Below are 26,755 nucleotides of genomic sequence, written 5' to 3' on the forward strand. Positions count from 1 at the left end.
AGACCGTCATGCAAACAGGGCCTTAGCTAAAAAACACGGCATATGTATTCTGTGTAAGGAATAGCATATGCCATGTTTTCATATAAGGCCCGGTCTTATTCGGACTCTACCGTTCCGCCGATATACCATTTACCGCCCTTCTTGTAACAGATCAGTGACATCTTGTCATCCTCTGTCTCTGTCTCTCCAAGGTAGTTTATTGTCATGGTATAATCAACATCACAGATATAAGCACATCTTACTTTGCTTGCTACAGACGTATCACCATACAGACCTTCGCACATATTCTTGATAGTTGCTCTGTTTGCCTTCTCTGTTGATGTGATCTTGTAATCAATAGAATACTCAACCCCCATAGAGGTCAGAAGCTCAAAGCTGCTGGATAATGTTTCTACATCATTGTCAGCAACACAGTCTTCATCAACAAGTGATACGATCTTATCTGTATCTGCTTCTTCAATTCCGGTCATAAACTGATCTACTAATTTCTTGCTCTTCTTGGCTCCCCCAAGCGAACCTGAAAACAGGAATATAACTGCTGCTGCAATTACTGCAAGTGCAACAATGATTCCAATAACTGCTCCTGCACCGGATTTCTTCTTTTTTGGTGGCTGCTGATAACCTGCGCCAGTATCAAATCCCGGTGTACCATATGCATTTCCTGCATAACCATTCTGCATTGGATCTCCCTGATACTGTGATCCACCATACTGTGGATCCATCCCCATTCCCTGCTGTGGTTGCGCACCATATGCTGCATTTTCCGGCTGCTGTGGCTGATCATTCCCAGCAAGTGTAAACCCACCACTTGTACCTACTTCTGCTCCACATACAGGACAAACTGAACCATTTGTCTCTGCTCCGCAATTTGGACAATTCATAATCTCTCCTCCTAAAACGTAAAAAATAATATATATGTGAACATTTTATGTCTGCTCACATTTTGAGTGTATCAGATGAGGCTTCTTTTTACAATGATTATTTTTCCACATTTTATCATGGGTTTTGTTGTCAAATATCCTATTTTATTATATAATATGTCTATATGGCTGTTTTTATAAAGGGCGTGTTATGTCCTTTGTAAGGGAGAGATCATGGAGCAGTGGATACTGCCTGATAACGGCAGACACTACTTATCTTAATACACATGAAAGGAAGGTATATATTACATGAAGTTTGGTTATTTTGATGATGCCAACAAGGAGTATGTCATCACATCTCCTAGAACTCCTTATCCTTGGATCAACTACCTTGGAACACAGGATTTCTTCTCACTGATTTCAAATACAGCGGGAGGTTACAGCTTCTACAAAGATGCTCGTCTTCGTAGAATTACAAGATACCGTTATAACAATGTACCTATCGATATGGGTGGTCGTTATTTCTATATTAACGAGAATGGTACAATCTGGAATCCGGGCTGGTCACCGGTTAAGACAGAGCTTGACGAATATGAATGCCGTCATGGTATGGGTTACACAGTGATCACCGGTAAGAAGAACAACTTAAAGGCAGAGGTTACTTTCTTCGTACCTCAGAATTATGCCGGAGAAGTTCAGCAGGTTGTTCTTACAAATGAAAGCTCAGAAGAGAAGACTTTCTCATTCTTCTCATTTGAAGAGTGGTGTCTCTGGGATGCACAGGATGACTGCACAAACTTCCAGAGAAACTTCAGTACAGGTCGTGTAGAGGTTGTTGGTTCAACAATCTACCACAAGACAGAGTACAGAGACAGACGTGATCATTTCGCATTCTACACAGTAAATGACGAGATCGACGGTTACGATACAGACAGAGATTCATTCATCGGACTTTACAATGGGTTCCACAACCCACAGGCTGTTGAAGCCGGCAAGTCAAATGATTCATTTGCAGATGGATGGTCACCAATCGCTTCACACTACAAGAAGATCACTCTTGCTCCGGGCGAGGCAAAGACTCTTGTATTTATTCTTGGATATGTTGAGATGCCTGTTGACCAGAAGTTCGAAGCTGATGGCAAGACGATCAACAAGGTTAAGGCTCTTGAGATGATGGAGAAATACAACACTCCTGAGAAGGTTGCAGCAGGTCTTGCAGAACTCAAAGAGCACTGGAACAACCTCTTAAGCATCTTAAATGTTAATACTCCTGATGATAAGGTTAACCGTATGGTTAATATCTGGAATCAGTATCAGTGTATGGTTACATTCAACCTTTCACGTTCAGCATCATACTTCGAATCCGGTATCGGCCGTGGTATGGGATTCCGTGATTCCAACCAGGATGTACTTGGATTTGTTCATCAGATTCCTGATCGTGCAAGAGAAAGAATTATTGATATCGCTTCTACACAGTTCCCGGATGGTGGATGCTATCATCAGTATCAGCCACTTACAAAGAAGGGTAATGCAGATATCGGTGGTGACTTCTCAGACGATCCATTATGGCTGATCCTTTCTGTATCTGCATACATCAAGGAGACAGGCGACTGGGGTATTCTTGATGAGATGGTTCCATATGACAACGATATGTCCATCGCTAAGCCAATGCTTGACCACTTAAAGGTTTCCTTCTACAAGATCGTAAACAACCTTGGACCACACGGACTTCCACTTGCAATGAGAGCTGACTGGAACGACTGTATCAACCTTTCATGCTTCTCCGATACACCGGGTGAAAGCTTCCAGACATACACCAACCCTAAGTTCGCTGCTGAAGGCGGATACTCAAAGGTTGCTGAGTCAGTTATGGTTGCTACACTCTTTACATATGCAGGTCCTAACTATGTTGCTATTCTTAAGCACCTTGGAATGGACGCTGAAGCAGAAGCTGCTCAGGCTGAGATCGATAAGATGAAAGCTAACATCATGGAATCCGCTTGGATGGTGACTGGTTCTTAAGAGCATACGATGCAAATGGTGAGAAGATGGGATCTAAGGAATGTGAAGAAGGACAGATCTTCATCGAGCCACAGGGCTTCGCTATTATGTCAGACATTGGTAAAGATCAGGGCTGCGACAAGAAGACACTTGCTGCTATTGATGAGCGTCTGAATACACAGTACGGACTTGTACTTAACAATCCTGCATTCACAAAGTATTACATCCAGTATGGTGAGATCTCAACATACCCAGGCGGATACAAAGAGAATGCCGGTATCTTCACACATAACAATGCATGGATCATCTGTGCTGCTGCTTACGCAGGCGCCGGCGATCAGGCATTCAAATATTACTCAGAGATCGCTCCTGCTTTCACTGAGGAGACATCCGATATTCACAAGACTGAACCATATGTATATGGTCAGATGATCGGTGGTAAGGATGCCGGTTCCGATATTGGAAAGCCGGGTAACCACTTTGGTCAGGGTAAGAACTCATGGCTTACAGGTACAGCAGCCTGGAACATGGTCGCTATTTCACAGTACATCTTAGGTATCTCAGCAGACTTCGATGGTCTTAAGATCGATCCATCTATTCCTGCTGCATGGGATGGTCTGAATGCTACACGTCAGTTCCGTGGTGCTACATATGATATCAAGGTTACAAATCCGAATCATGTAAATAAGGGTATCAAGAGTGTTACTGTAGATGGCAATGCTATCGAGAGCAATGTTCTTCCAGTATTTGGTGATGGCAAGACTCATACTGTAGAAGTAGTAATGGGGTAATCCATATATCAGATATTGATATAAAAAACGAGACACATATGACTGTATATTGCAGATCATATGTGTCTCATTTTTATTTCTATTCATCTTCCGTTTCTGTAATCTCAACTGCCATTGGATCCAACCGGCTTCGGTCATAAGCTTCCGTATTGATATTGGTCTGATCGATCTCTTCATATCCATCATCCAGATAATCATCTACAACCCCATCTGTTCCAAGATCTCCGGCAAAGGAAGATACCCTGTAGCGAATCTTTCGATATATCTTTTTAATTACCTTGATCACTAATACGATGCACCAGTTAATGATATAAGCCAGAATGATACTGATAACTATATCCTTACCACTGTCTCCAAATCTCTTCTGGATCGGAGTTCCAATATAACGGATCACAAAATACTGGGTCAGGTAAAAATCAAATACCATAGAGCTTAAGATTCCAAATGGTGATAATGTAAATATATGAGAAATCATTCCACCGTCATAAGAAAATACCATCACGATCAGCACATACAACAGCAATCTCAGAAGTGCTGCAGGAATTCCATATTTCCCAACTGTTCCCAGATAAATGAGAACCGCTGCCACAAGCACTACCAGCTCTGCTCCGGTCAGAAGATTTCTTCCAGCGGAACGATCTGTCTCGATCCGAATATTCAGTCTGAAATTTGCAAGCCAGACACCAATACAGAATAAAATAAGATTCATCAGAAACAGATATGGCATATCCTGCTTCAATACCATTGCATCAGCAAGTGGTCCTGCAACAATTATATATACAACGATCAGCCCGACTATCACCAATCCGCTTCTTTTCAGATCCCGCTTCATTCTTGCCGCCAGCATACCGATCACCGGAGCCAGAAGATAGATCAGAAAGATTGCTGATACAAACCAACTGACCGGATTCAGTGCCATATAATATCCAGCCTTCGGTATCATTGCCTGAAGCATCGGTATACTGATGATATACTTCACGATCAGTGTTTTAATTTCCTGTGAACCGGGATGGCTGCACAATGCGAGGATCAGGAATACTGTCTGCATGATCATATAAAGCGGATACAGAATCCCCAGCTTCTTTCCAAGAAATTCCAGATAATTCTTCTTGTTCAGATTGATAAACTTCTTATGATAATGAATACCGATTCCAAATCCTACCAGAACAAAGAAAAATGCCATTCCAAATATCCCATTATCCAGATATTTGTCATAAACTGCCTGCGCTTTTTCTCCTGGCATCATCCCCACACAATATGATAAAAAGACAAGGGTAATCATGATAACCTTCCATGCCTCAAATGATTTTGCTTTTACCTTCATATTCCTTCTCTCCTGTGCAATAAAACTTTTTTTGCTCATTTGGATTTATTATAGCATCTAACAACATACATATGCAAATCTTATATTTTCAAAAGCACTGGCAGATTCCTTGACACTCCATTCTCCCTGAACTAAAATTAAAGAATACCGTTTTGCCAGTTCATATGGCAGCGGCACAAGGAGAAGTTATATGAAAAAAGTGAATCTGATCGTTCCCTGTTACAATGAAGCGGAAGCACTTCCTTTATTTAAGGACGAACTAAACAAAGTAATCCAGACTCTGGATCAATATACATTTGAGATACTTCTGATCAATGATGGTTCTACAGATACAACCCTTTCCGTCATGAAAGAAATCTGTGATACGGATTCTCATTACAAATACATATCATTTTCAAGAAACTTTGGAAAAGAAGCTGCCATGTATGCCGGCTTCTGTAATTCAGATGGTGACTATGCCGCCATCATGGATGCAGATATGCAGGATCCCCCTGCCCTACTGCCTGATATGCTCCACTGTCTGGAAACCGAGGATTATGACAGCGTTGCCACCCGGCGGGTATCGAGGATCGGAGAACCAAAGATCCGTTCCTTCTTTGCAAGGAATTTTTATAAGCTTATCAACAAGATCTCGGACGCAGATGTTGTCGATGGTGCCAGGGATTTTCGTCTGATGAAGCGTGAAATGGTAGACAGTATCGTCGCCATGTGCGAATACAACCGATTCTCAAAGGGTATCTTTGGCTGGATCGGTTTTAAGACCAAATGGCTGGAATATGAAAATGTAAACCGCATTGCCGGAGAAACAAAATGGAGTTTCTGGGGCTTATTCAAATATGCGGTCGATGGAATCATCAATTTTTCCGAAACCCCGATGTCCCTTGCATCCGGGCTTGGCATTTTTCTGACGATCTTTTCCTTTCTTATGGTTATTTTCATTATTATAAGAAAAGAAATATTCGGAGATCCGGTTGCCGGCTGGCCATCTCTTGCCTGTATCATCATCTTTATTGCTGGACTTCAGTTCCTGTGCATGGGTATTATGGGTAAATACATTGCCAAGACATATCTGGAAGTAAAAAACCGGCCACATTACATCGTATCGGAAACAAATAAGGATCATGTAGATCCGATCCATTAGGAATAAAAACAAAGAAGGCGTATATATAATGAAGAAACTTACATATATTATTTTGCATCTGCTGATTCTTCCATTGCTCCTCTACGGATTTTCTTTTTCTGTATCTGCGGAAGAAACCAGTTCCGAAGACACTGTTATACAGGTTACTGCGGAAGACGGCAGCGACATATCCCAAAAGCTGAACGAAGCGCTGATCAATGCCAGAGATCTTGCCGAAAGCTCCGGGCAGATTGTTACAGTCAGGGTTCAAAAAGGTAGTTATCTTCTTTCCGCTGCGCTGCATATTTACAGCAATACAACGCTGGATGTCACGGATGTTCACTTTACATTTGCCGGTTCCCATCGGTTCAATATGCTGATCACCGGTCCATCATCAACAGAAAATTACAAAGACTATGACGATTACAACAACAGTGAAGCCTGCTCCGGCTATGATGCCTATAAGAATATCACGGTTCTGGGCGGAATCTGGGAAAGCACCGAAGCCAATCTGAGTTGTATCGTTCGTATCTTTCATGCTACTAATATTACCCTTGACGGTCTTACTTTCACGGGCGGCGGATGCGTACATCAGCTAGAGGTTGCTGCGATCGACGGCTTTTATGTCAGAAACTGCACATTTAAAAACCACGGCAAACGTGCTGACGATACCAAAAACTTTGAAAAAGAAGAAGCCATACAGCTCGATATGCCATACAGTGAACTGGTATATCCCGGCACTTATCCGGACGGAACCCCTATGAAGAATGTGGAGATCACACACAATACATTCCAGAATATTGCCCGTGGTGTCGGAACACACACCATGCTCTGCGGTGCATATCACGAAAATATCAAGATCAACAATAACACATTTATCAATGTGCTGGAAGAATGTGTTGTCTGCTTAAACTATGTAAACTGTGAAGTAAAGAACAACACGATCACCAACTGCGGCGGCGGTATTCTGGTTCAGAATGCCAAGGAATACGAAGTATCCATGAACACAACGGTTTTAAATGGCGCAAAGAAGATCGACAACGCTGTTATCAACAATGCAGTAACAGAAGTCAGCGGCAACACCTTGAAGCTGACCTACCATCCGACAACATTAAAAACTGCCGGAATCTTCGTTTATGGAAGAAAGCTGAACAGCAACATCACAGGAGGAGATGGATTTCCTCTGCCGGATGAAGATTTCTATATCAGCTCCGTTATTATACGAAACAATACGATCATCACACCGGGAGACGGTATCACCTTATCCGATGCAAGAGATTGCGAGGTATCCGGTAATACGATCAATGGATATAATTTCTCGCCGGATGACAAATTACGAACTTCCAGAGATGGCATCCGTATTGATCAGTCCAGTAAGAATATCTCCGTAACCGGAAATGAGATCAAGAACATGCCGCGTTATGGTCTGTATATTACGGACAACAGTACCGCCTCTGCGATTGAAAATAACACCTTTAAAAACTGTACCGGAACCGGAATCTTTCTGACAGACTCCAGTGCATGTATCTATGATATTGCAAACAACATTGTAAAAAACTGCAAAGCCGGCGGTATTCTGGTTGGGAACAACAGCCGTGTCACGAACATAACAGGAAATGCCTTTGGTGCTGTCAGTGGCAATCCGGCGATCAAAGTATACAGCAACAGCCGTACCGGGCTGATCTCGACAAACCGGGTACGTGACATGGGTGATAAAACAAAAGCAACCGTTGCAAATGCAATTGAGATTACCGGACGCTCTTTTGCAAAAGAGATTTCATCCAACCGGATCTATGCATCAAAAACGGACGTCTCCTCCGGAATGGGAATTCTGGTTGATAAGGCCTCCAAAATTGCAGGTTCCGTAAAAAACAACACGATCTCGGATGTAGCCCTGTATGCCGTATCTATTGCCAATCATTCCAAGGTTGCAGAGCTGGTCAGTGAAAATGTGCTCTCTTCCATTGGCAAAAGTGCGATCGCAGTAAATGGAGCCAGCAGCATCGGTCAGAACATTGAGGGAAACTCTATCAATGGAAGTGGAACCAACGGTATCCTTCTGGAAAAAGAAGCAACGGTCTGTGGCGGCATCAACAATAATACAATCAGTGAGTGCAGCAATTACGGCATCAATGTCCAGAGCATCAATAACGATACAACTATCTCGTATAACTATATTTCCGCAAAAGGCAATGCCCCAATCAACATTGCTGCACACAGCAATTACCTGCTGACAGTTGTCAAAAATACCTTATGTGGATCTGCATCATTAAATGGTATGCAACTATCCAAATGTAATGTAGCTATTTCTGACAACGATATTACTGATTTCAAATATGGTATTGCTGCTTCCTCATCCGTATCCGGTGCGATCAGCAATAATATATATAACGATATAGCAAATAAAGATCTGTCGATTAATGACACTGACCAGAAAATATGCGGTACGGTAACGGATCTCACCTGTTCTATGAATACAGCACGCAATCAGGCAACCTTATCATGGAAGAAGGTCAAAGGAATCAGTGGCTATGAAGTACAATACAGTACAACCGATCATTTTTCCGGCAAATCGACAAAACAGCTTGGCAAGGGACAGACATCCTATGCTTTACAGGATCTTCCAAAGGGCAAAACAATCTACTATCGTGTTCGTGCCTATCGTTCCTTTGGAAATCTCAGCATCTATGGTTCCTATACAAGCGGAAACTTTACCGCCTGATCCTGTCAGGCAGATACTTAGTGGCATCTGTTTTTTTAACAGTCAACCAGAACATCTGATATTTTTGAAAGGGGAAGTTTTATGAAAAAACATCTTATCTCATGTATGGCGGGAGCAGTCCTTGCATCCGGTCTTATCTTCGGAACTGCATTTCGCTCAAATGCTGCAATGCCGGCTTCCGGTTTTACAACAGCGCCGGTCTTTGCCGCCGCATCGAATGACGACATGCTTATCTCTGACAGTGTGATCACACTGACTGTTAAAAACGGAACTGACATTACAACAGAATTAAACACAGCTTTAAAAACTGCCAGAGATATGGCAGATCAGACGGACAGTATCATTACTGTAACCGTTCCTTCCGGTTCTTATACCCTGTCATCGACAGCCCGTATTTTCAGCAACACCACATTAAATCTGAAAGGTGTTACACTGACCTGTGCAGACAATGGTAAATTCAACATGATCATATCTGGTACTCCCGGCTCCTACAAAGACCAGACAAACTACAACAAAAGTGATCTCTGCACCGGATATGATGGATTTAAAAATATAACGATCAATGGCGGAACGCTGATCGGAAACAGTGAGAATACTTCCAGTATGATCCGTCTCTTTCATGCAACAAATGTGAATCTGTCCGGTATCACCCTGTCGGGCGGCGGCTGTGTGCATCAGATGGAGGTCTGTGCGATCAATGGCTTCTATGTAAAAAACTGTACTTTCAAAAATAACGGACGGGAAACCGGTGTGACTAACGCCCACGTCAACCAGGAAGCCCTTCAGCTTGATACTCCATGTAAAGAAGCCGCATTTCCGGGTGTCGTTCAGGATGGCACAACAATGAAAAACGTTGAGATCACCGGATGTAAATTTCAGAATGTCATCCGTGGCATTGGCAGCCATACACTTCTTCTGGGTGCTTACCATGAGAATATCAAGATCAATAACAATACCTTCAATAATGTTATGGAAGAATGTATTATCGGACTTAACTACCGCAACTGTGAGATCAAAAACAATACGATCACAAACTGCGGCGGCGGTATCCTGTTCCAGAATTTTAAATCCTACGAAGGCTCTGTTATTTCTACCATTCTGGACAGTAAACAACCATACAAAGGAAAGATCATCTACAATCTGAACTCTGTCATCAGCGATAACACGATCACCTTAAAGTATTCTCCATCCTGTGAGAATCCTGCAGCTATTAAGGTATTTGGCCACAACCAGTTGAAAAAAATGAAAGGTGCAGACGGTAAATATTTCCCTACCGGAAATTATTACATTACCGGTGTAACCGTATCCAATAACAATATCACAACAGCCGTTACCGGCATCCACATCACTGATGCCTGGAACTGTATCTTTACAAACAATACCGTTACCGGAAAGGGATTCAGCGCAAAGGATCCTCTGAAAAATGAACGAGACGGCATCTTTATTCAAAGCTATGCAAAAGGACTTGTCCTGTCAAACAACAAGGTCTCCGGAATGACCGGACACGGTATTGCCATTCATTTCTCATCAACGGCTAAGGATATTATCAACAACACAATTTCCAACTGCGGCGGTTATGGTATTCATATCTATCAGAACAGCGGTTGTACCGGTTTATTATCCAAGAATAAAATAAAGAAATGTACAAGTGGCGGCATCAGTCTCAGTACGAGCTCTACGGTAGCAGATATTCTATCCAATACCATCACCGGCGGCTGTACAGATACAGGTATCAGCCTGTACAATAACTGTAAAGCCGGAAAGATCAAAAACAACACGATCACAGCCATCGGTAAAAATGCTCCTGCAATCAAGCTGTCTCAGAAGTCAGCCTCTAAAACCATAACCGGAAACAAGATTCTGGCAGGAAATGCAAAATATTCCTGTGGAAGAGCAATCTTCCTTTATAACGGTTCCAAGGTTCGCGGTTCCATTATCGGCAATACTATAGAAAACAGCAGCGATACGGCGATCTGCATCTCCACAAAATCAACCGTAACCGGAGGCGTTACAAACAACCAGATCCTGTCAGCCGGAAAATACGGTCTTCAGGTCTTCAACGCATCGACTATAAAGAAAACGGTTTCGGGAAATACGATCAAGAAGGCAGCAACAAGCGGTATTAATATATGCAGTACCAAAAATGTGCTGACAATCGATAAAAATACAATATCCGGAAGCTCCAAGGCAGCCATCTATGTACAACCGGCTTCCACACAATATAAAGTGACAGTTAAAAACAACACTATTACCGGCAATAAAAAAGGTCCTGGCGTCTCAGCTCTCCAGGCAAATATCAAAGTGACCGGCAATAAAATATCCAAAGTGACCTTCGGTGTATATGCAGACCAGAAGTGCAAAGGCAACATCTACTCAAATAAAATTTCCAAAGCCTCCCGCCGCAAGGTATACACTGCCACTAAAAAAGTGAAGCTTAAAAAATAACCCCTCCGAAATGGAGATATCACTTATTGAAAGCCCCCTATAATACATTTATGCGCAGAGCGCGAGCGTTCTGCGGCATAAATGTATATATGTCTCATTATTTATATATGTTATATTTTACAGTTCTAGTCTAATGTGACTTTAACCTTTTTGAGGTTCCAGATTTCTTTTGCATACTCTTCGATTGTTCTGTCAGATGAAAACTTACCGGCGCATGCTGTATTCAGCATAACCATCTTAGCCAGTTCTTCTCATCTCTGTAAAGAGTATCGATCTTTCTGTGAGCTTCTACATAAGAAGCAAAATCCTTAAGAATAAAGTATACATCTTCGTTGATAAGTGAATCATACAGATCTCTGAAACGATCCGGATCATCAGAAGAATACATACCATTGATAAGCTGTGTAAGAACAGTTCTTACTGCTGCATCATTGTTGTAGATATCCTTTGGATTGTATCCACCTTCACGCTCATACTTCATAACTTCTTCAGCTCTTAAACCGAAGATAACTGCATTTTCTTCACCAACTTCTTCAACGATCTCTACATTTGCACCATCCATGGTTCCAAGTGTAACTGCACCGTTTAACATAAATTTCATGTTACCGGTACCGGATGCTTCCCTGGAAGCTGTTGAAATCTGCTCGCTGACATCTGCTGCTGCGAAGATCAGCTCTGCATTGGATACTCTGTAGTTCTCGATGAATACCACCTTGATCTTACCCTTGATAGATGCATCATTGTTGATAACATCTGCAACAGAGTTGATCAGCTTGATGATAAGCTTTGCTCTCTTATAACCGGCGGAAGCCTTTGCACCAAAGATATATGTTGTTGGATACATATCATATGATGGATTTGTCTTCAGCTCGTTGTACTGATACATAACATGTAAAATATTAAGAAGCTGTCTCTTGTACTCATGAAGTCTCTTAACCTGTACATCAAAGATAGAACGAGGATCTACATCCACGCCATTATGCTCCTTGATATAATTTGCAAGACGGATCTTGTTCTGGTACTTGATATTCATGAATTCCTGCTGATACTTCTCATCAGTAGCATATACTTTTAACTTCTTCAGATTTGAAAGCTTAACGATCCATTCATCACCGATCTTATCTGTGATCCAGCTTGCAAGAAGCGGATTACCATGAAGAAGGAAACGTCTCTGTGTAATACCATTTGTCTTATTATTGAACTGCTCAGGTCTCATCTCATAGAAGTCCTTCAGCTCTCTCTCTTCCAGAATCTTTGTATGAAGTGCTGCAACACCATTTACAGAGTAAGAACCTGCGATAGCAAGATGTGCCATCTTAACCTGACCATCATAAAGGATAGCCATGTTCTTAACCTTATCCTGGTTGCCCGGATACATAGACTGGATCTTCAGTACAAATCTTCTGTTGATCTCTTCTACAATCTGGTAGATACGAGGAAGTAATCTTGAGAATAATTCGATTGGCCATTTCTCAAGAGCCTCAGCCATGATCGTATGGTTGGTGTATGCACATGTTCTGGTTGTGATATCCCATGCGTCATCCCACTCAAGACCTTCTTCATCCATAAGGATTCTCATCAACTCTGCTACTGCAACTGTTGGATGTGTATCATTCATCTGGAACGTGATCTTTTCCGGAAGCTTATGAATATCACTGTTTTTCTCTTTGAATTTCAGGATTGCTCTCTGAACAGACGCTGAAATGAAGAAGTACTGCTGTCTCAGTCTTAATTCCTTACCTGCATAGTGATTATCATTTGGATAAAGAACTTCAACGATCGTCTTAGCAAGGTTCTGCTGCTCAACAGCCTTTTCATATTCACCCTTATCAAATGAATCAAGACAGAATTCCTGATCTGCTTCTGCATCCCAGATACGAAGTGTATTTACAACATTGTTGCCATAACCGACAACCGGAACATCATATGGTACGGCACGAACTGTCTGATAACCATCCTGAATAAAGTAATTTCTTCCATCTCTGTTCTCAACTCTTACATAACCGCCAAATTTAACTTCTACAGCGTACTCCGGACGCTTGATCTCAAATGGGTTGCCATCCTTTAACCAGTCATCCGGCAGCTCGATCTGATAACCATCCTTGATCGCCTGCTTGAACATACCATAACGATAACGGATACCACATCCGTATGCCGGATAACCAAGTGTTGCAAGAGAATCCAGGAAACATGCTGCAAGACGTCCCAAACCACCGTTACCAAGTGCTGCATCCGGCTCCTGATCCTCAATCAGATTCAAATCAAATCCAAGTTCATCTAATGCTTCTTTTACTGCATCATAGTATGTCAGATTGATCAGATTGTTTCCCAGGGCTCTACCCATCAGGAACTCCATGGACAGATAGTAAACTGTCTTAACGTTCTTCTTCTCATATTCCTTATGTGTTGCTATCCATCTGTCTATTATGTCATCCTTAACAGCGTAGCTGACAGCCTGGAATACCTGCTGTGGAGTTGCCTCTTCGATTGGTCTTCTGTACAATGTTTTCACATTTGTAATAACCTCTTTTTTGAAGCCCTCTTTGTCGAAATCAATCAACTTTTTCATTTATCGTATCCTCCTTGAAAATTGCACGCCAGAATGCATCCCTGACGATTTTTCTATAATCAGATGCCGGTATTATCCGGATCCTTTATATCTCTTTCGTCCTGATTCATCATAATAACCGATTTTACCATGAGAATTTTTGGAAGAAACCTATATTATTTTAACAAAAAAACATGTATTTCTCAATACATGTCTTAATTTTTTGTAGAAAAATACATATTTTTTAGACCAAAGTCTAATTAATCTTGCAATTTTACAATGATTTTTCAATTATTTTCTGTTTTTATAGTTATTTATACGCTCTTGCCCTATGCAACATACCAATATCTGAACAGTTTCATAAGGGATTTTCCTTCTAATAACCGCCTGAATAATAGCCGCCACAAGGGAAACAGCACATATTTCCTCCACAGCAGGAGAGACAAAGCAGGGTAGTGCAGAATGTATTACAGCATTTTGTCATATCCCGGCCTGACATATCCATGCCGTAGCCCTGTCCCTGATCCATATACCATTTCGATCCGCTCTTGATCTGTTCGTACGCCTGCTTGTATTCCATATTATCCGGCTCTAACTGTATCGCTCTCTGAAGCATCTCAAGCGCCCGGATCTGATTACCAAGTCCGGCATTGCACACACCGGAATAATAATGCCATTTTGCATTATGATCCTGGATCTGGTTCAATACTGTTCTTGCTTCCTCATAACTGCCTGACCGCAGATAGTTTCTGGCTGCCTGAAAATATCTGGAATCCTGATCGTTTGGATCATATTCCTCCCGTCTTCCGCCGGTATAACCGCCGAACCCACCAAACGGTCCAAAGCCGCCATAGAATCCGCCAAACGGATCTGACTCATCATAAGTCGTTCTTCCACCGCTGTTGCTGTTTCGGTAACTGCCTGAACCATATGAACCATTTCCATATGGGCTGCCATATCCACCTGCTCCGTATGAATTTCCATAACCGGTATCACCATCCATGATCGCCTTGTATGCCTGCTGGATCTCTTTGAACTTCTCCTCTGCCTCAGCTTTATTTGGATTGTTGATATTCGCATCCGGGTGATATTTTCTGCTCAATCGTCTATATGCACTTTTTACTTCATCATTACTGGCACCATGCGGCAATCCCAGTACTTCATAAGGATCTTTCATTTATTCTCCATTCTGCCTGTTATCTGCTTTGCTACCGCATCTTTCGGCAGTTGCTTTATAATAATTATTCCATATGCCAGAATACACGATATTCCTGAGAATTTCCACATTTTTTATGATCGGAAGCTTCTCAAATTCTCTGGCACATTCTGCCGCCTGCATCATCAGGACTTCTTTTACCCAGTCTGCAAGCTTCTGCCATTCCTCCACCGGAATGTCCTCTGTCTTCGTTTCTTCACTGCATGTCAACTTGTGTATCAGTGGATTAAAGCTGTGTTTTTTTCGGTCCTTTTCAATATCATCGTAAGCGTCCAGAATATATACAAATCTTCCAAGATAATAACCGATCTTTCTCAGATTTTCTTCCCATGCATCAGCTCTTACGGCAAATATCTCTGCCAGCACTTCACCAAAATATCCTGATAGACGATCCAGATCTTCACTGTTTTCTTTCTCAAGCTCACTAATCTTTGCAAGCCGATCTGCAATAGTATCAATCTTTTGTCTGTAATCATATAATCGGCTGTCTTCCTTTTCTAACTCTTTCTTCGGTATTAAAAGCCCCGCATACAGCTTACGAAACAGCTTCTTATCATCTGTCCAGTCATCCATGCATTTGTAATATGTAAGAATACGATTCATATCCGCTGCATAATCGGAGTACAGATTTCTGGCATATTCATGTTTTGTCATCGGATGAATCACACATCTTTTTGTACCCCGTTCCTCTGACGGCTCATACAATCCGGTAAGCAGCAGCACCAGAAATGTCATATCATAGCTTAATGACAACTGGCCTTTTGCGCCTGATCTTCTTTTAATGCCCTGCACAACCCGCAGTAATACCTGTGGTATTCGTCAAATTCTTTAAATTTCATTTCCTGCTGGTTTACTACTATATATCCAAACACGTGCCTGTCTCCAATCAGCTTTTCTTAATAAAAGTATTCCCACATTTCGGACATCTTATCTCGATCCTGCCCTTGCCTCGTGGAATCCGGATCATCTGCTCACAACGTGGGCAGGTGAAGATCTTATAATCTTTTCCGGCTTCTTTGCTTTTCTTCATACGTTTAAATACATTGCGAACCCCTGCTGTATGGCTTAGAAACCACTTGTTTTCTGCCGCACGCTTGTCATATTTCTTGGAAAAAATACGCACATACCCATAGATAAAGGAAGCGAGTCCAAGGAAATACAAAACTCCTGTCTTCGCCCAGACATCTATGATGATCAGGAGCACTCCTGTCCAAGTCAGAAATGACGAAAACTGGTCATTTCCATATCTTGTTCGCATAAAGTTATAAATCTTATCTCTCATATCAGCACCATTCTTTCTTTGCCCTGCAGATCTACTGCCATTTCAGTACCTTCAGGTCATTTATTCTATCTATATATTTCCAATCCGATGTTCGTAATATTCTGCCTATCCAAGGATCATTGCAGATTCCTGCAACTGTCTGTAAGCATCCTTTATATTGCCTGCTTCTATATCCGTGATCCGGTCAGCATCCGTCCGGCATACGAGCTTCTTCAGATATTCCAGATCTCTCCGAATCTTCTTGATCTGAGCCTTATCCAGTTTCTGACTTTGTACCTCTAGCTGATTTTCTACTTTATATACATATGCTTCAGCTTCATTCCAGATATCCATATTTTCCTTGTTGCCCTGAGTTTCTTCCTCATACCGCATGGCATCTTCTCTTGCCCGGCGAATCTCTTCCTCTGAAAGATTCGTACTGGATGTGATAACGATCTGCTGTTCCACGCCTCTGCCAAGATCCTTTGCAGATACCTTTAGGATACCATTTACATCAAGATCAAATGTAACCTCGATCTGCGGAACTCCTGCAAGTGCTCGCTTGATTCCACTCAGGCGGAAGTTACCAAGCAGCTTATTATCTCTGGTATATTTGCGTTCGCCCTGATACACCTTTACCTCTACATCACGCTGGAAATTGCCGGCCGTCGTAAAGATCTTGGATACCCTGGTCGGAATTGGTGAGTTTCTTGGGATCAGTACATTTGCAATACCACCTAAAGTCTCGATTGACAGAGACAATGGTGTTACATCCATCAACAAAATATCATTTACCTTATTCGTAACGGTCAGACCACCACTGAGCTTTCCTCCCTGAATCGCAGCTCCCATCGCAACGCACTCATCCGGGTTGAGATTCTTCGAAAGCTCTTTTCCGGTTATCCTCTTAACCTCGTCCATAACGGCAGGGATTCTGGTTGACCCACCAACCAATAATACCTTATCTAAACTTCCGGCTGATATACCTGCATCCCGAAGTGCCTGATTGACCGGACCGTCTGTCCGTTTTACAAGATCATCTGTCAGCTCATTGAACAACTCTCTGGTTATGAGCATATCGAGATGCTTCGGCTCGTTCTTTACGACCGTGATAAACGGAAGATTGATATGAGTCTGCAGCGTACTGGATAATTCCTTCTTTGCCTCTTCGCACGCTTCCCGGATACGCTGTACCGCTGTTATATCTTTCTCCAGATTGATCCTTGTTTCTTTCTTAAATGACTTTATCACATACTGCACCAGACGCTCGTCAAAATCATCACCACCAAGATGATTGTCGCCTGCAGTTGCAAGAACCTCGATCACATGATCTCCGATTTCGATCACGGATACATCAAAGGTTCCGCCACCAAGGTCATATACCAGAATCTTCTGTGCCTGTCCGTTATCCAGACCATAGGCAAGTGCCGCTGATGTCGGCTCGTTGATGATTCGAAGTACATTTAACCCTGCGATCTTTCCGGCATCCTTCGTCGCCTGTCTCTGACTGTCATCAAAATACGCCGGAACCGTGATGACCGCATCATGAACCGGCTCACCTAGATAGTTTTCTGCATCCGCTCTTAACTTTGACAGAATGATCGCCGATATCTCCTGTGGTGAATAATCTTTTCCATCTATTCTTTTTCTATATGCTGTTCCCATTTCTCTCTTGATCGATGCAATGGTTCTGTCTACATTTACCGTAAGCTGTCTCTTTGCAGCATCCCCCACCAGTCTGTCGCCATTTTTTGTAATGGCTACTATCGATGGTGTGGTACGGTTGCCTTCGGCATTCGGTATGATTGTCGCCTGTTCGCCTTCCAGAACGGCCACGCAGCTATTTGTCGTTCCTAAATCTATTCCTATTACCCTGCTCATGTATGATCTCCTTTTCTATCCGAACGAAGATATCTATACTGATATATCCTGTATTGTGTAATATCTATATAAATAGTATCTACTTTGTTTTTTCTAAAAGTATGATAGACAAGTTTTTTGAATAAATTGTGTATAGTTTATAAAGCAAGTATAAAGTGTTTCATAAAACTTTGGCTGCTGACAAATGCCAAAACATGCTATAATGAGCATTGCTATAGAATGTGTCTTCACATACCAGCATAATGCGAAAATACTGTTTATTTCAGCAAATATCTAACAAATAGAAAGTGGTGTTTTATATGCGAGAGAAAACAAAAGCAATTCTTTATATAATTCTGGCGGGTGTCGGTTTTTCTTTTATGAACGTATTCGTACGATTATCCGGTGATCTTCCTACGATTGAAAAAGCATTTTTCCGTAACCTGGTCGCAGCATTCATCGCACTTGTTGTCCTGATCCGAAGTGATGTCGGACTGCATTATGAGAAACGACATATTCCGATGCTGTTTATGCGGTCGATCTGCGGCACACTCGGTATCATGTGTAACTTCTATGCAGTCGATCACATGAATATCGCCGATGCTTCGATCTTAAATAAGCTGTCACCGTTTGCCGCTGTTGTCTTCTCGATCTTTCTGTTAAAGGAAAAGGCAAGTCTGAAACAATATGCTGCTCTGATCGGTGTATTCATCGGCGCTTTATTTGTTATCAAACCATCCCTGAACTTCGCTGATTTTGCTCCGGGTCTCATCGGTTTTACCGGCGGTATGGGTGCAGGCGCTGCTTACGCAGCAGTAAGATATCTAAGCAACCACGGTGCAAAAAATCCACAGATCGTATTCTTTTTCTCCGCATTTTCGACTCTGGTCATGCTGCCATTTGTGATTGTCTTTTATAAACCGATGTCTCTTTTTCAGTTGATCTGTCTGTTAATGGCAGGTGTCTCCGCTGCTGTCGGTCAGTTCTCGATCACGGCTGCTTATTCACATGCTCCGGCAAAGGAAATATCGATCTTCGATTATTCACAGATCATCACCTCGGCAATCCTTGGTTTCATCTTCTTCAGCCAGATTCCGGATGTATTGAGCTTTATCGGGTATGCCATTATCATCGGAATTTCTTATCTGAACTGGCGCGCAGGATTAAAAGCAGATGCAGCCGGCAAGTAAATTTAGATATTATTTATAATTATTACTATAATATTTCTTGTTATTTGTATATTGTCAACAACAGCAAAGTGTATTACACTATACTTAACAGGTGTTTTTGTAGAGAATATATAAATTGATTTGTGCAGTATATACAAGTCACCTGCACACAGTTACATAATAGGAGGTATTATTTATATGGCTAACAGATTTGTATTAAACGAAACATCTTATCATGGAGCAGGCGCAATCGCAGAGATCGCTACAGAGGCTATCGGCCGTGGCTTCAAGAAAGCATTTGTCTGCTCTGATCCTGATCTCATTAAGTTCGGTGTTACTAAGAAAGTAACAGATGTTCTGGACAACGCAGGTCTTGCATATGAGATCTATTCCAACATTAAACCAAACCCTACGATCGAGAATGTTCAGTCTGGTGTTGCTGCTTTTAAGGCTGCTGAAGCTGATTACATCATTGCGATCGGTGGCGGATCATCCATGGACACAGCAAAGGGCGTTGGAATCGTGATCGCAAATCCGGATTTTGCTGATATCAGAAGTCTTGAGGGCGTTGCTCCTACCAAGAATAAATCCGTACCTATCTTCGCTGTACCTACAACAGCCGGAACTGCTGCCGAGGTTACGATCAACTACGTTATCACAGATGTAGAGAAAAACCGTAAAATGGTATGTGTGGATCCAAAAGACATTCCAGTCGTTGCATTTGTTGATCCTGAGATGATGAGTTCTATGCCAAAGGGTCTGACTGCTGCAACCGGTATGGATGCCCTGACACATGCGATCGAAGGTTACATTACCGCTGCTGCATGGGAATTATCTGACATGTTCCACTTAAAAGCAATCGAGATTATTTCCCGTTCCCTTCGTGGTGCTGTAGCAAATACACCGGAAGGCAGAGCTGATATGGCACTTGGCCAGTATGTTGCCGGTATGGGATTTTCAAATGTAGGTCTTGGTATCGTTCATTCTATGGCTCACCCTCTGGGAGCTCTGTACGATACACCACATGGTGTTGCAAATGCGATCATCCTTCCTACTGTTATGGAATATAACGCAGAAGCAACCGGCGAGAAATATCGTGAGATTGCCCGTGCTATGGGAGTTGCCGGCGTTGACGATATGACACAGGAAGAATATAGAAAGGCAGCCATCGATGCTGTTCGTCAGCTATCACAGGATGTTGGAATTCCTGCCGACTTAAAAGATATCGTAAAACCGGAGGATATTCCTTTCCTTGCTCAGTCTGCATATGATGATGCATGCCGCCCAGGCAATCCAAAGGAGACAAGCGTTGAGGATATCACCAAGCTGTACGAGTCATTGATCTAGGATTTATATAAAAACAGGGATGTAACATCGAGGGCATCATAATCATTATGATGCCCTCAACGTTATATCCCTGTTTTTTATTTTATTTACATCTCACGGAATCTCTTATATCTTGCAGCAGCAATCTCCTCGCCGCTCATTCCATCGAATTTCTTCAGGAATTCCTTGGCATTCATTTTAATGAATTTACCGATATATGGGACAGATTCTTTATCTGCTCCGCCATACTCAGGAATCACCTTCTCGATCACACCAAGTCTTGAAAGATCCTGTGCGGTAAGCTGCATAACCTCTGCCGCCTCCTCTGCACGATTGCTGTCCTTCCAGAGAATAGATGCATAGCCTTCCGGTGAAAGAATGGAATATACTGCATTTTCAAGCATCCATACTTCATTACCAACTGCCATAGCAAGTGCTCCACCACTGCCGCCTTCACCGATCAGGATACAAAGTACAGGAACTTTAAGGGCTGACATCTCGTAAAGGTTTCTTGCGATTGCTTCACCCATACCACGCTCCTCTGCTTCCAGTCCACAGAATGCACCAGGTGTATTTACAAATGTGATGATAGGACGATTGAACTTCTCTGCCTGTTTCATCAGACGAAGTGCCTTACGGTATCCATCCGGAAGCGGCATACCGAAGTTACGCTCCATACACTCTGTCATGCTGGAACCCTTTACCTGTGCGATCACTGTTACAGGCTGTCCATCGATATGACCGATACCACCAACGATCGCTTTATCGTCATTCATTGTTCTGTCTCCATGGATCTCATGGAAATCTTCACAGATATAATCAATATAATCAAGTGCGCAAGGACGAGTCATCTGTCTTGTACCACGAATTTTCTCCCAAGGAGTCTTATTCTCAACAGAAGTCAATCTCTCCTTTAAGATCTCGCTGATATCAAACTTCTCGTCTTCTTCCTTATCGAAGTTTGCATAACCGGTTCTCTGTTTATGTGTAACGATCAACTGATACATGGTATCCTTCATCTTATCTCTGGTGATAATACCATCAATAATACCATGCTCTACCAGGAACTCTGAACGCTGGAAGCCTTCCGGAAGATCCTGTCCGATCGTCTGCTTGATAACACGAGGGCCTGCAAATCCAACCAGAGCACCAGGCTCACCTAAGATGATATCGCCAAGCATTGCAAAGCTGGCTGTTACACCACCGGTTGTAGGATCTGTAAGGATCGATACATATAACAATCCGGCTTCCGAATGTTTCTTCAATGCTGCGGAGGTTTTTGCCATCTGCATCAGGGAAATGATACCCTCCTGCATTCTGGCACCACCGGAACAACAGAACATGAATACAGGAAGCTTTTCTTCTGTCGCACGCTCAACCGCTCTGGCAATCTTCTCACCAACAACATAGCCCATACTGCTCATCAGGAATCTGGCATCACAGATACCGATCATAGCCGGCTCACCATTGATCAGAGCCTTACCGACTGTAACCGCTTCTTTCAGTCCTGTCTTTTCCTGCGCAGCCTTAACCTTATCCTCATATCCGGCTGTATTTAACGGATTTGACATCGGCATATCTTCAAACCATGGTTCAAATGACTTTGAATCTGTTACCATCTTGATACGGTTCTTTGTCTTAACACGGAAATAAGAACCACATTCATAACAGATATATTTTGCCTTTACAACTCTCTGCTTATCAAGCTCAGCTCCACACTTCGGACATTTTACAGTCTCCGGTTTTGGCTGTTCTGTTTCGACAGCCTTCATTTTTTCCATCTCGGCTTCTTTTGCCTTTTTCTTAATAAATAACATTTCTTTTTACTGCTCCTTATATTTCTGTAAAAGAATACATGCATTATGTCCGCCAAATCCAAGAGAATTGCTGATCGCACAATCAACCTCCTGCTCATATGGCTCTTTACAATAATCAAGATCCAGTTCTTCTTCACTCTCATGAAGACCACGGGTTCTGTGGATATAGCCTTCCTCGATCGTCTTTGCTGTAACGATACATTCGATCGCACCTGCTGCACCAAGAAGATGTCCTGTCATAGACTTTGTAGAATTAATCTTGATGTCCTTTGCATGATCGCCAAATGCTTTCTTGATTGCTCTGGTCTCAACCAGATCGTTTAAATGTGTACTGGTTCCGTGTGCATTGATATATGCAACATCCTCCGGGGATACGCCTGCATCTTTTACAGCATTTAACATAGCTTTTGCAGGGCTCTCGCCTGAATCTTCCGGTGCTGTGATATGGAATGCATCACTGGAGCATCCGTATCCGCTGATCTCTGCATAAATCTTTGCGCCACGCTTCTTAGCATGTTCCAGTTCCTCTAAGATCACGATACCGGAACCTTCACCAAGAACGAAACCATCTCTCTCTTTATCAAATGGAATTGAGCATCTGTCCGGATTATCAGATGATGACAACGCTGTTAATGCATCAAATGTCGAGATACCGATCGGTGAAACTGCTGCTTCTGTACCACCGGCGATCATTACATCTGCATCTCCATACTGAATTGTACGGAATGCTTCACCGATACTGTTTGTACCGGATGCACATGCTGTAACAACATCAATACTCTTTCCCTTGCAGCCAAGCTGAATCGCAATATTACCTGCTGCGATATTGCTGATCATCATAGGTACTGTAAATGGGCTTACACGATTCGGTCCCTTTGTCATGATCTTCTCATATGCACTTTCAAGTTCCTGAAGACTTCCTACACCGGAACCAACACAGGTTCCAACCATGTATGGATCTTCTGCTGTCATGTCAAGCTTTGCATCTGCAACTGCTTCCTTTGCTGCTGCAACCGCGAACTGTGAAAATCTTGCCATTCTTCTTGCAGCCTTTGGATCAATATAATCTTTTGCTACAAATCCTTTTACTTCACCTACAACCTTGCACTTATATTCTGATGCATCAAACTGTGTAATCGGTCCAAAACCATGTCTGCCTTCTTTTAAGCCGTTCCAGAACTCATCCACATTCAAGCCAAGTGGAGTAACCGCTCCCATTCCTGTAATCACTACTCTTCTACTCATATTCAATAATTCTCCTTAATATAAAGTATGATTTCCATTTTCTTCCATATGTATACCATCCAGATTATCTGTGAAAGATATAGAAGAAATCCTGCATTGTTAAATTCTATAAAAATTTACTTTGTCAGCTTATGTATAAACCACACATACTGCACAGAATGCATGGTTACGCCGATATTGTACTACATTTTACAAAAATATGGAAATAAATCTTGTAAAGTTTTTATTAATTATCTCACGATTTCACGACATACTTCTCTTCCGACAACATTTCTCCACTATTTTTCTTTTCGTATTGAATAGAAAAGATAAATTTCTTACTGATGAAATAATTCAAAAAGATCACAAGGATCGATGTAAACACCTTAACGCCCATCGCATTCCATTTCAGTCCGGTGACAAGCGCAAAGATAATTCCCGTTTCGATCAGAAGTGTAGATACCCGGCTCAGATAGAATAATGCCAGTTCGATAAAATATGCCTTTACCGTGGCTGCCTTTGTGTGGAATACAGATTTGCGGTTTGTCGCAAATGACACATAGTTGTACAAAATCCACGACATATAATTGGCATAGATCTCATTTATCCCGCATTTGTACATAAAAAACCAGGCAGACCCTAAGTTCACTGCCCCTACGAGTATGCCCCATGCGATATATATGTATATTTCCTTTGGTATTTTGCGTAAAAGTTTCATACCATTCTCCCTATAGTCCTGATATCGGAAGCTGCTTGAGTGTCGTCTCTTCTTCCGGAAATTCCCGGACGATGCGATCATACATTTTACGGTTAAAAGCTTCCCTTTCTTTATAATTGAATTTCAGAATGTTCTTATAGCCCCATAAATGTGTGAAGATATCCTGGTTCTCGATCTGTGCCGAACCGGGAAAAAAAGATGATATCTGCTTTCCCTGCTTCTCTGCGCACATCGCAAGAAGCCGCTGTTCCGCAAATACCATATGGCAAAGATTCTCCTCTGTCTCCAGACAATTCTCCATAAATGTGATCGAACTGTCAACATAATAATTCTTAAACGCTTCATCCGCGATATATAACATACAGGTATTGACCGGAAGAACCTCAAAGCTCCAGTCCGGGTCAAACCGATACTCCTGCTTCATATGGAAAAACTCTTTTCCCGGATACACATCAGGGAATATCCCTTCTCTGTGTATTGCACAGATATCCGTATCTTTTATAATATTCCGTATATCTTTCCAGATGATCAGATCCAGATCCACCATGACCGCTGGCATCTGCATTTTTTTCAATGAATATAATTTGCCGGCTGCCCAGAACACCTTTTCCGGTACCGCTTCCGGCACTGTAATTTCCTCGATTCCGAGATTCCAGATGTGGTAGAGACCCATTTTCTCGACAAATGCGATTGCTTCTGCATCGGCGCACAAACGGATCCCCCCATTGTGTTTTCTCCACATCAACGCCGAAAGGATCATCGTAAGGACTTCATAGTCCTGCATCCAGTACTCTTCTGTATGTCTCCCTGCCATATAAGGTTTTGACCATAAAGAATGAAATCCTTCCATATGTTGTCCTTTCAAAATAATTGAAAACCAGCTAAATATTGATTAGCTGCAGACTCTTGACCTTCTCAGTCAAGGGGTGCTTCCGCTCTATATTAAATCCAGCCCATAGCCAAATGTGCTGTTTCCGCCTTTTCTGCTGCATGGTCGTTTTGACCGGTTTATAAGCTGCCATTCCGGCGGCATGTAATACCAATGCGGAATATCATAATCATCTGCCCCGCCATCTGTTGCCTGATAAAATGTCGGTGTGTACCGGCTGCCTGCTAAAAATCCACGCTGGCTGCCATTCTCGTATTCCCACTCATACATCCAAGGTCGATTACTGCTTGTCCAGAATTCACGATTGCTGCCCGTCAGATAGCCTCGGTTGCTGCCATAGAAAAAGCCGTTCCGGCTTCCAAAAAAGAATCCCCGATTGCTACCTGTCAAAAACTCCCGCTGACTTCCAAAAAGGAATCCCTGCTGACTTGTCCCCCAAAATCTACCTTGACTTCCAAAGAAATTTCCACGTTGACTTGTCCTAAACAGACTTCTCTGGCTACCACCGAATAGACTTCTCTGGCTGCCATTCTCATATTCCCACTCATACATCCAAGGTCGACTACTGCTTGTCCAGAATTCACGTTCACTACCAACAAAAGTTCCATGTTGACTGCCTGCTAATATTTTGCTCTGGCTTGTACCGAATAAGCTTCGTTGACTGCTCATCTGGCTTCCAGATACATCCGTACGATTTCCTTTACCGCCATTCTGCGAACCCTGTATCCTCACGTTCTCTGCTTTCTTCTTATAATCAACCGGGATCAATATATTTCCGTTAAATTCCACACTAAAAGGCCTGCCATTCCACATCACATATGTGCGATACGGATACAGCCTGCCCTCATGTGCGATCAACTTCATATAAACAGGAATTCCACCTGTTTTTTCTTCCAACTGTCTTGCCTGTTTTCTTGTTGCCTTTATAAAATAACCACCCGAGGCAGTCTGTCATTCAGGATGGAATTCAATTCCTCATTCCACTCTATATAAACATTAAATTCCCCATTATCATTACGATAGTTTCGCATATCAAAAAAAACCAGACCGGCAGCCACTGGAAGCATGTTAGAAATTCTGTTATCAAATTGTGAAAGTTCCTCTCCAGTTCTCTGCAAAAACAATGAATATACGAAATTCATTCAAATCTCCATTCTGACACCCACAAATATGCTGTCCCAATTTTTCTGTCTCACAGGCGTCATTTGTTCGCCCTTCACGCTAAAAAAGCGCTACAATCCCATACTAAATACTCATGATATTATGGTAAACCATTTACCCATTTATTTCAAGAAAAATCACACTTTCTTGCAATGAAAAATCAGCAGAATCAAAACTGCAAAAGCCACAAATATTAACAGCCGCAGAATTCCTGCAAATAGAATAATCATCTTTAGACAGTAGATAAAAGCGACACTATCTTTGGTTTAAAAAGATAGTGTCCGGCTTTTATCTATCTACACT

Annotated in this window: 17 protein-coding genes and 2 pseudogenes; 6 read left to right on the plus strand and 13 right to left on the minus strand. The window is 42.2% G+C overall.

Going from position 1 to position 26,755, the window contains the following annotated elements:
- Window positions 1-95: 95 nt before the first annotated feature.
- On the minus strand, window positions 96-881 hold the full coding sequence (locus DXA07_RS00735; RefSeq protein ID WP_118482900.1) for a hypothetical protein: 786 nt from the start codon (window positions 879-881) through the stop codon (window positions 96-98).
- 288 nt (window positions 882-1,169) lie between these two features.
- On the opposite strand from DXA07_RS00735, the pseudogene DXA07_RS00740 reads away from it, so the two are divergent.
- Window positions 1,170-3,652, plus strand: a pseudogene (locus DXA07_RS00740) (glycosyl transferase).
- 79 nt (window positions 3,653-3,731) lie between these two features.
- Here the strand turns inward: DXA07_RS00740 and DXA07_RS00745 are convergent.
- Window positions 3,732-4,976, minus strand: a complete 1,245-nt coding sequence (locus DXA07_RS00745; RefSeq protein ID WP_021944320.1) for an acyltransferase — start codon at window positions 4,974-4,976, stop codon at window positions 3,732-3,734.
- Between the two features lie 190 nt (window positions 4,977-5,166).
- On the opposite strand from DXA07_RS00745, the gene DXA07_RS00750 reads away from it, so the two are divergent.
- The 3 genes from DXA07_RS00750 (at window position 5,167) to DXA07_RS00760 (ending at window position 11,263) form a co-directional block, all read left to right on the plus strand.
- Window positions 5,167-6,117, plus strand: coding sequence for a glycosyltransferase family 2 protein (locus DXA07_RS00750; protein WP_021944319.1), 951 nt, complete (start codon window positions 5,167-5,169; stop codon window positions 6,115-6,117).
- A gap of 28 nt (window positions 6,118-6,145) precedes the next feature.
- Complete coding sequence (locus DXA07_RS00755; protein WP_117822460.1) at window positions 6,146-8,818, plus strand: right-handed parallel beta-helix repeat-containing protein; 2,673 nt, start codon at window positions 6,146-6,148, stop codon at window positions 8,816-8,818.
- Between the two features lie 81 nt (window positions 8,819-8,899).
- Window positions 8,900-11,263 (plus strand): right-handed parallel beta-helix repeat-containing protein, encoded by a 2,364-nt coding sequence (locus DXA07_RS00760; RefSeq protein ID WP_118482902.1) that lies wholly within the window; start codon window positions 8,900-8,902, stop codon window positions 11,261-11,263.
- Window positions 11,264-11,388: 125 nt separating this feature from the next.
- Here the strand turns inward: DXA07_RS00760 and DXA07_RS00765 are convergent.
- The 6 genes and pseudogenes from DXA07_RS00765 to dnaK form a co-directional block, all read right to left on the minus strand.
- Window positions 11,389-13,832, minus strand: a pseudogene (locus tag DXA07_RS00765) (glycogen/starch/alpha-glucan phosphorylase).
- 355 nt (window positions 13,833-14,187) lie between these two features.
- Window positions 14,188-14,988: a DnaJ domain-containing protein gene (locus tag DXA07_RS00770; protein WP_021944315.1), complete on the minus strand. Its 801-nt coding sequence runs from the start codon at window positions 14,986-14,988 to the stop codon at window positions 14,188-14,190.
- On the minus strand, window positions 14,989-15,810 hold the full coding sequence (locus DXA07_RS00775; protein WP_348980719.1) for a DUF5685 family protein: 822 nt from the start codon (window positions 15,808-15,810) through the stop codon (window positions 14,989-14,991).
- Window positions 15,771-15,866 carry a DUF5685 family protein gene (locus DXA07_RS13840; RefSeq protein ID WP_348980720.1) on the minus strand — a complete coding sequence of 32 codons (96 nt, stop codon included), beginning with the start codon at window positions 15,864-15,866 and terminating at the stop codon, window positions 15,771-15,773. Before DXA07_RS13840 ends, DXA07_RS00775 begins: the two co-directional genes overlap by 40 nt.
- Before the next feature lie 47 nt (window positions 15,867-15,913).
- Entirely contained in the window at window positions 15,914-16,309 is a 396-nt protein-coding gene (locus DXA07_RS00780) for a hypothetical protein (RefSeq protein ID WP_118482904.1), read from the minus strand.
- A 105-nt stretch (window positions 16,310-16,414) separates the two neighbouring features.
- Complete coding sequence (dnaK, locus tag DXA07_RS00785; RefSeq protein WP_117807895.1) at window positions 16,415-18,169, minus strand: molecular chaperone DnaK; 1,755 nt, start codon at window positions 18,167-18,169, stop codon at window positions 16,415-16,417.
- A 299-nt stretch (window positions 18,170-18,468) separates the two neighbouring features.
- Here dnaK and DXA07_RS00790 point away from each other — a divergent pair, with 299 nt between their 5' ends.
- Together DXA07_RS00790 and fucO are read left to right on the plus strand one after the other, a co-directional pair.
- Entirely contained in the window at window positions 18,469-19,338 is an 870-nt protein-coding gene (locus DXA07_RS00790; RefSeq protein ID WP_118482906.1) for a DMT family transporter, read from the plus strand.
- A gap of 177 nt (window positions 19,339-19,515) precedes the next feature.
- The gene (gene fucO / locus DXA07_RS00795) at window positions 19,516-20,664 is read left to right on the plus strand and encodes a lactaldehyde reductase (RefSeq protein ID WP_117807899.1); all 1,149 of its coding nucleotides are present in this window, start codon (window positions 19,516-19,518) and stop codon (window positions 20,662-20,664) included.
- An 86-nt stretch (window positions 20,665-20,750) separates the two neighbouring features.
- On the opposite strand, the gene DXA07_RS00800 is transcribed toward fucO, so the two are convergent.
- From DXA07_RS00800 to DXA07_RS00820, 5 genes are all read right to left on the minus strand, one after another.
- Window positions 20,751-22,460: an acetyl-CoA carboxylase carboxyltransferase subunit alpha gene (locus DXA07_RS00800; protein WP_117807900.1), complete on the minus strand. Its 1,710-nt coding sequence runs from the start codon at window positions 22,458-22,460 to the stop codon at window positions 20,751-20,753.
- A gap of 6 nt (window positions 22,461-22,466) precedes the next feature.
- Window positions 22,467-23,705: a beta-ketoacyl-ACP synthase II gene (gene fabF / locus DXA07_RS00805; protein ID WP_117807902.1), complete on the minus strand. Its 1,239-nt coding sequence runs from the start codon at window positions 23,703-23,705 to the stop codon at window positions 22,467-22,469.
- A gap of 235 nt (window positions 23,706-23,940) precedes the next feature.
- Window positions 23,941-24,402 (minus strand): GtrA family protein, encoded by a 462-nt coding sequence (locus DXA07_RS00810; protein ID WP_118482908.1) that lies wholly within the window; start codon window positions 24,400-24,402, stop codon window positions 23,941-23,943.
- Window positions 24,403-24,412: 10 nt separating this feature from the next.
- Window positions 24,413-25,252, minus strand: coding sequence for a DUF6734 family protein (locus DXA07_RS00815; RefSeq protein WP_309295076.1), 840 nt, complete (start codon window positions 25,250-25,252; stop codon window positions 24,413-24,415).
- Between the two features lie 87 nt (window positions 25,253-25,339).
- A complete protein-coding gene (locus DXA07_RS00820) occupies window positions 25,340-26,188 on the minus strand; it encodes a hypothetical protein (protein WP_118482910.1) in 849 nt (282 codons plus the stop codon).
- Between the last annotated feature and the right edge of the window lie 567 nt (window positions 26,189-26,755).

Source organism: Clostridium sp. AM54-37XD, from assembly GCF_003478225.1.
GTDB lineage: Bacteria > Bacillota > Clostridia > Lachnospirales > Lachnospiraceae > Coprococcus > Coprococcus ammoniilyticus.

Coding starts and splice junctions, on each gene's coding strand:
- DXA07_RS00735 (WP_118482900.1), bottom strand. CDS start 881: ATGAATTGTCCAAATTGCGGAGCAGAGACAAATGGTTCAGTTTGTCCT.
- DXA07_RS00745 (WP_021944320.1), bottom strand. CDS start 4,976: ATGAAGGTAAAAGCAAAATCATTTGAGGCATGGAAGGTTATCATGATT.
- DXA07_RS00750 (WP_021944319.1), top strand. CDS start 5,167: ATGAAAAAAGTGAATCTGATCGTTCCCTGTTACAATGAAGCGGAAGCA.
- DXA07_RS00755 (WP_117822460.1), top strand. CDS start 6,146: ATGAAGAAACTTACATATATTATTTTGCATCTGCTGATTCTTCCATTG.
- DXA07_RS00760 (WP_118482902.1), top strand. CDS start 8,900: ATGAAAAAACATCTTATCTCATGTATGGCGGGAGCAGTCCTTGCATCC.
- DXA07_RS00770 (WP_021944315.1), bottom strand. CDS start 14,988: ATGAAAGATCCTTATGAAGTACTGGGATTGCCGCATGGTGCCAGTAAT.
- DXA07_RS13840 (WP_348980720.1), bottom strand. CDS start 15,866: ATGAAATTTAAAGAATTTGACGAATACCACAGGTATTACTGCGGGTTG.
- DXA07_RS00780 (WP_118482904.1), bottom strand. CDS start 16,309: ATGAGAGATAAGATTTATAACTTTATGCGAACAAGATATGGAAATGAC.
- dnaK (WP_117807895.1), bottom strand. CDS start 18,169: ATGAGCAGGGTAATAGGAATAGATTTAGGAACGACAAATAGCTGCGTG.
- DXA07_RS00790 (WP_118482906.1), top strand. CDS start 18,469: ATGCGAGAGAAAACAAAAGCAATTCTTTATATAATTCTGGCGGGTGTC.
- fucO (WP_117807899.1), top strand. CDS start 19,516: ATGGCTAACAGATTTGTATTAAACGAAACATCTTATCATGGAGCAGGC.
- DXA07_RS00800 (WP_117807900.1), bottom strand. CDS start 22,460: ATGTTATTTATTAAGAAAAAGGCAAAAGAAGCCGAGATGGAAAAAATG.
- fabF (WP_117807902.1), bottom strand. CDS start 23,705: ATGAGTAGAAGAGTAGTGATTACAGGAATGGGAGCGGTTACTCCACTT.
- DXA07_RS00810 (WP_118482908.1), bottom strand. CDS start 24,402: ATGAAACTTTTACGCAAAATACCAAAGGAAATATACATATATATCGCA.
- DXA07_RS00815 (WP_309295076.1), bottom strand. CDS start 25,252: ATGGAAGGATTTCATTCTTTATGGTCAAAACCTTATATGGCAGGGAGA.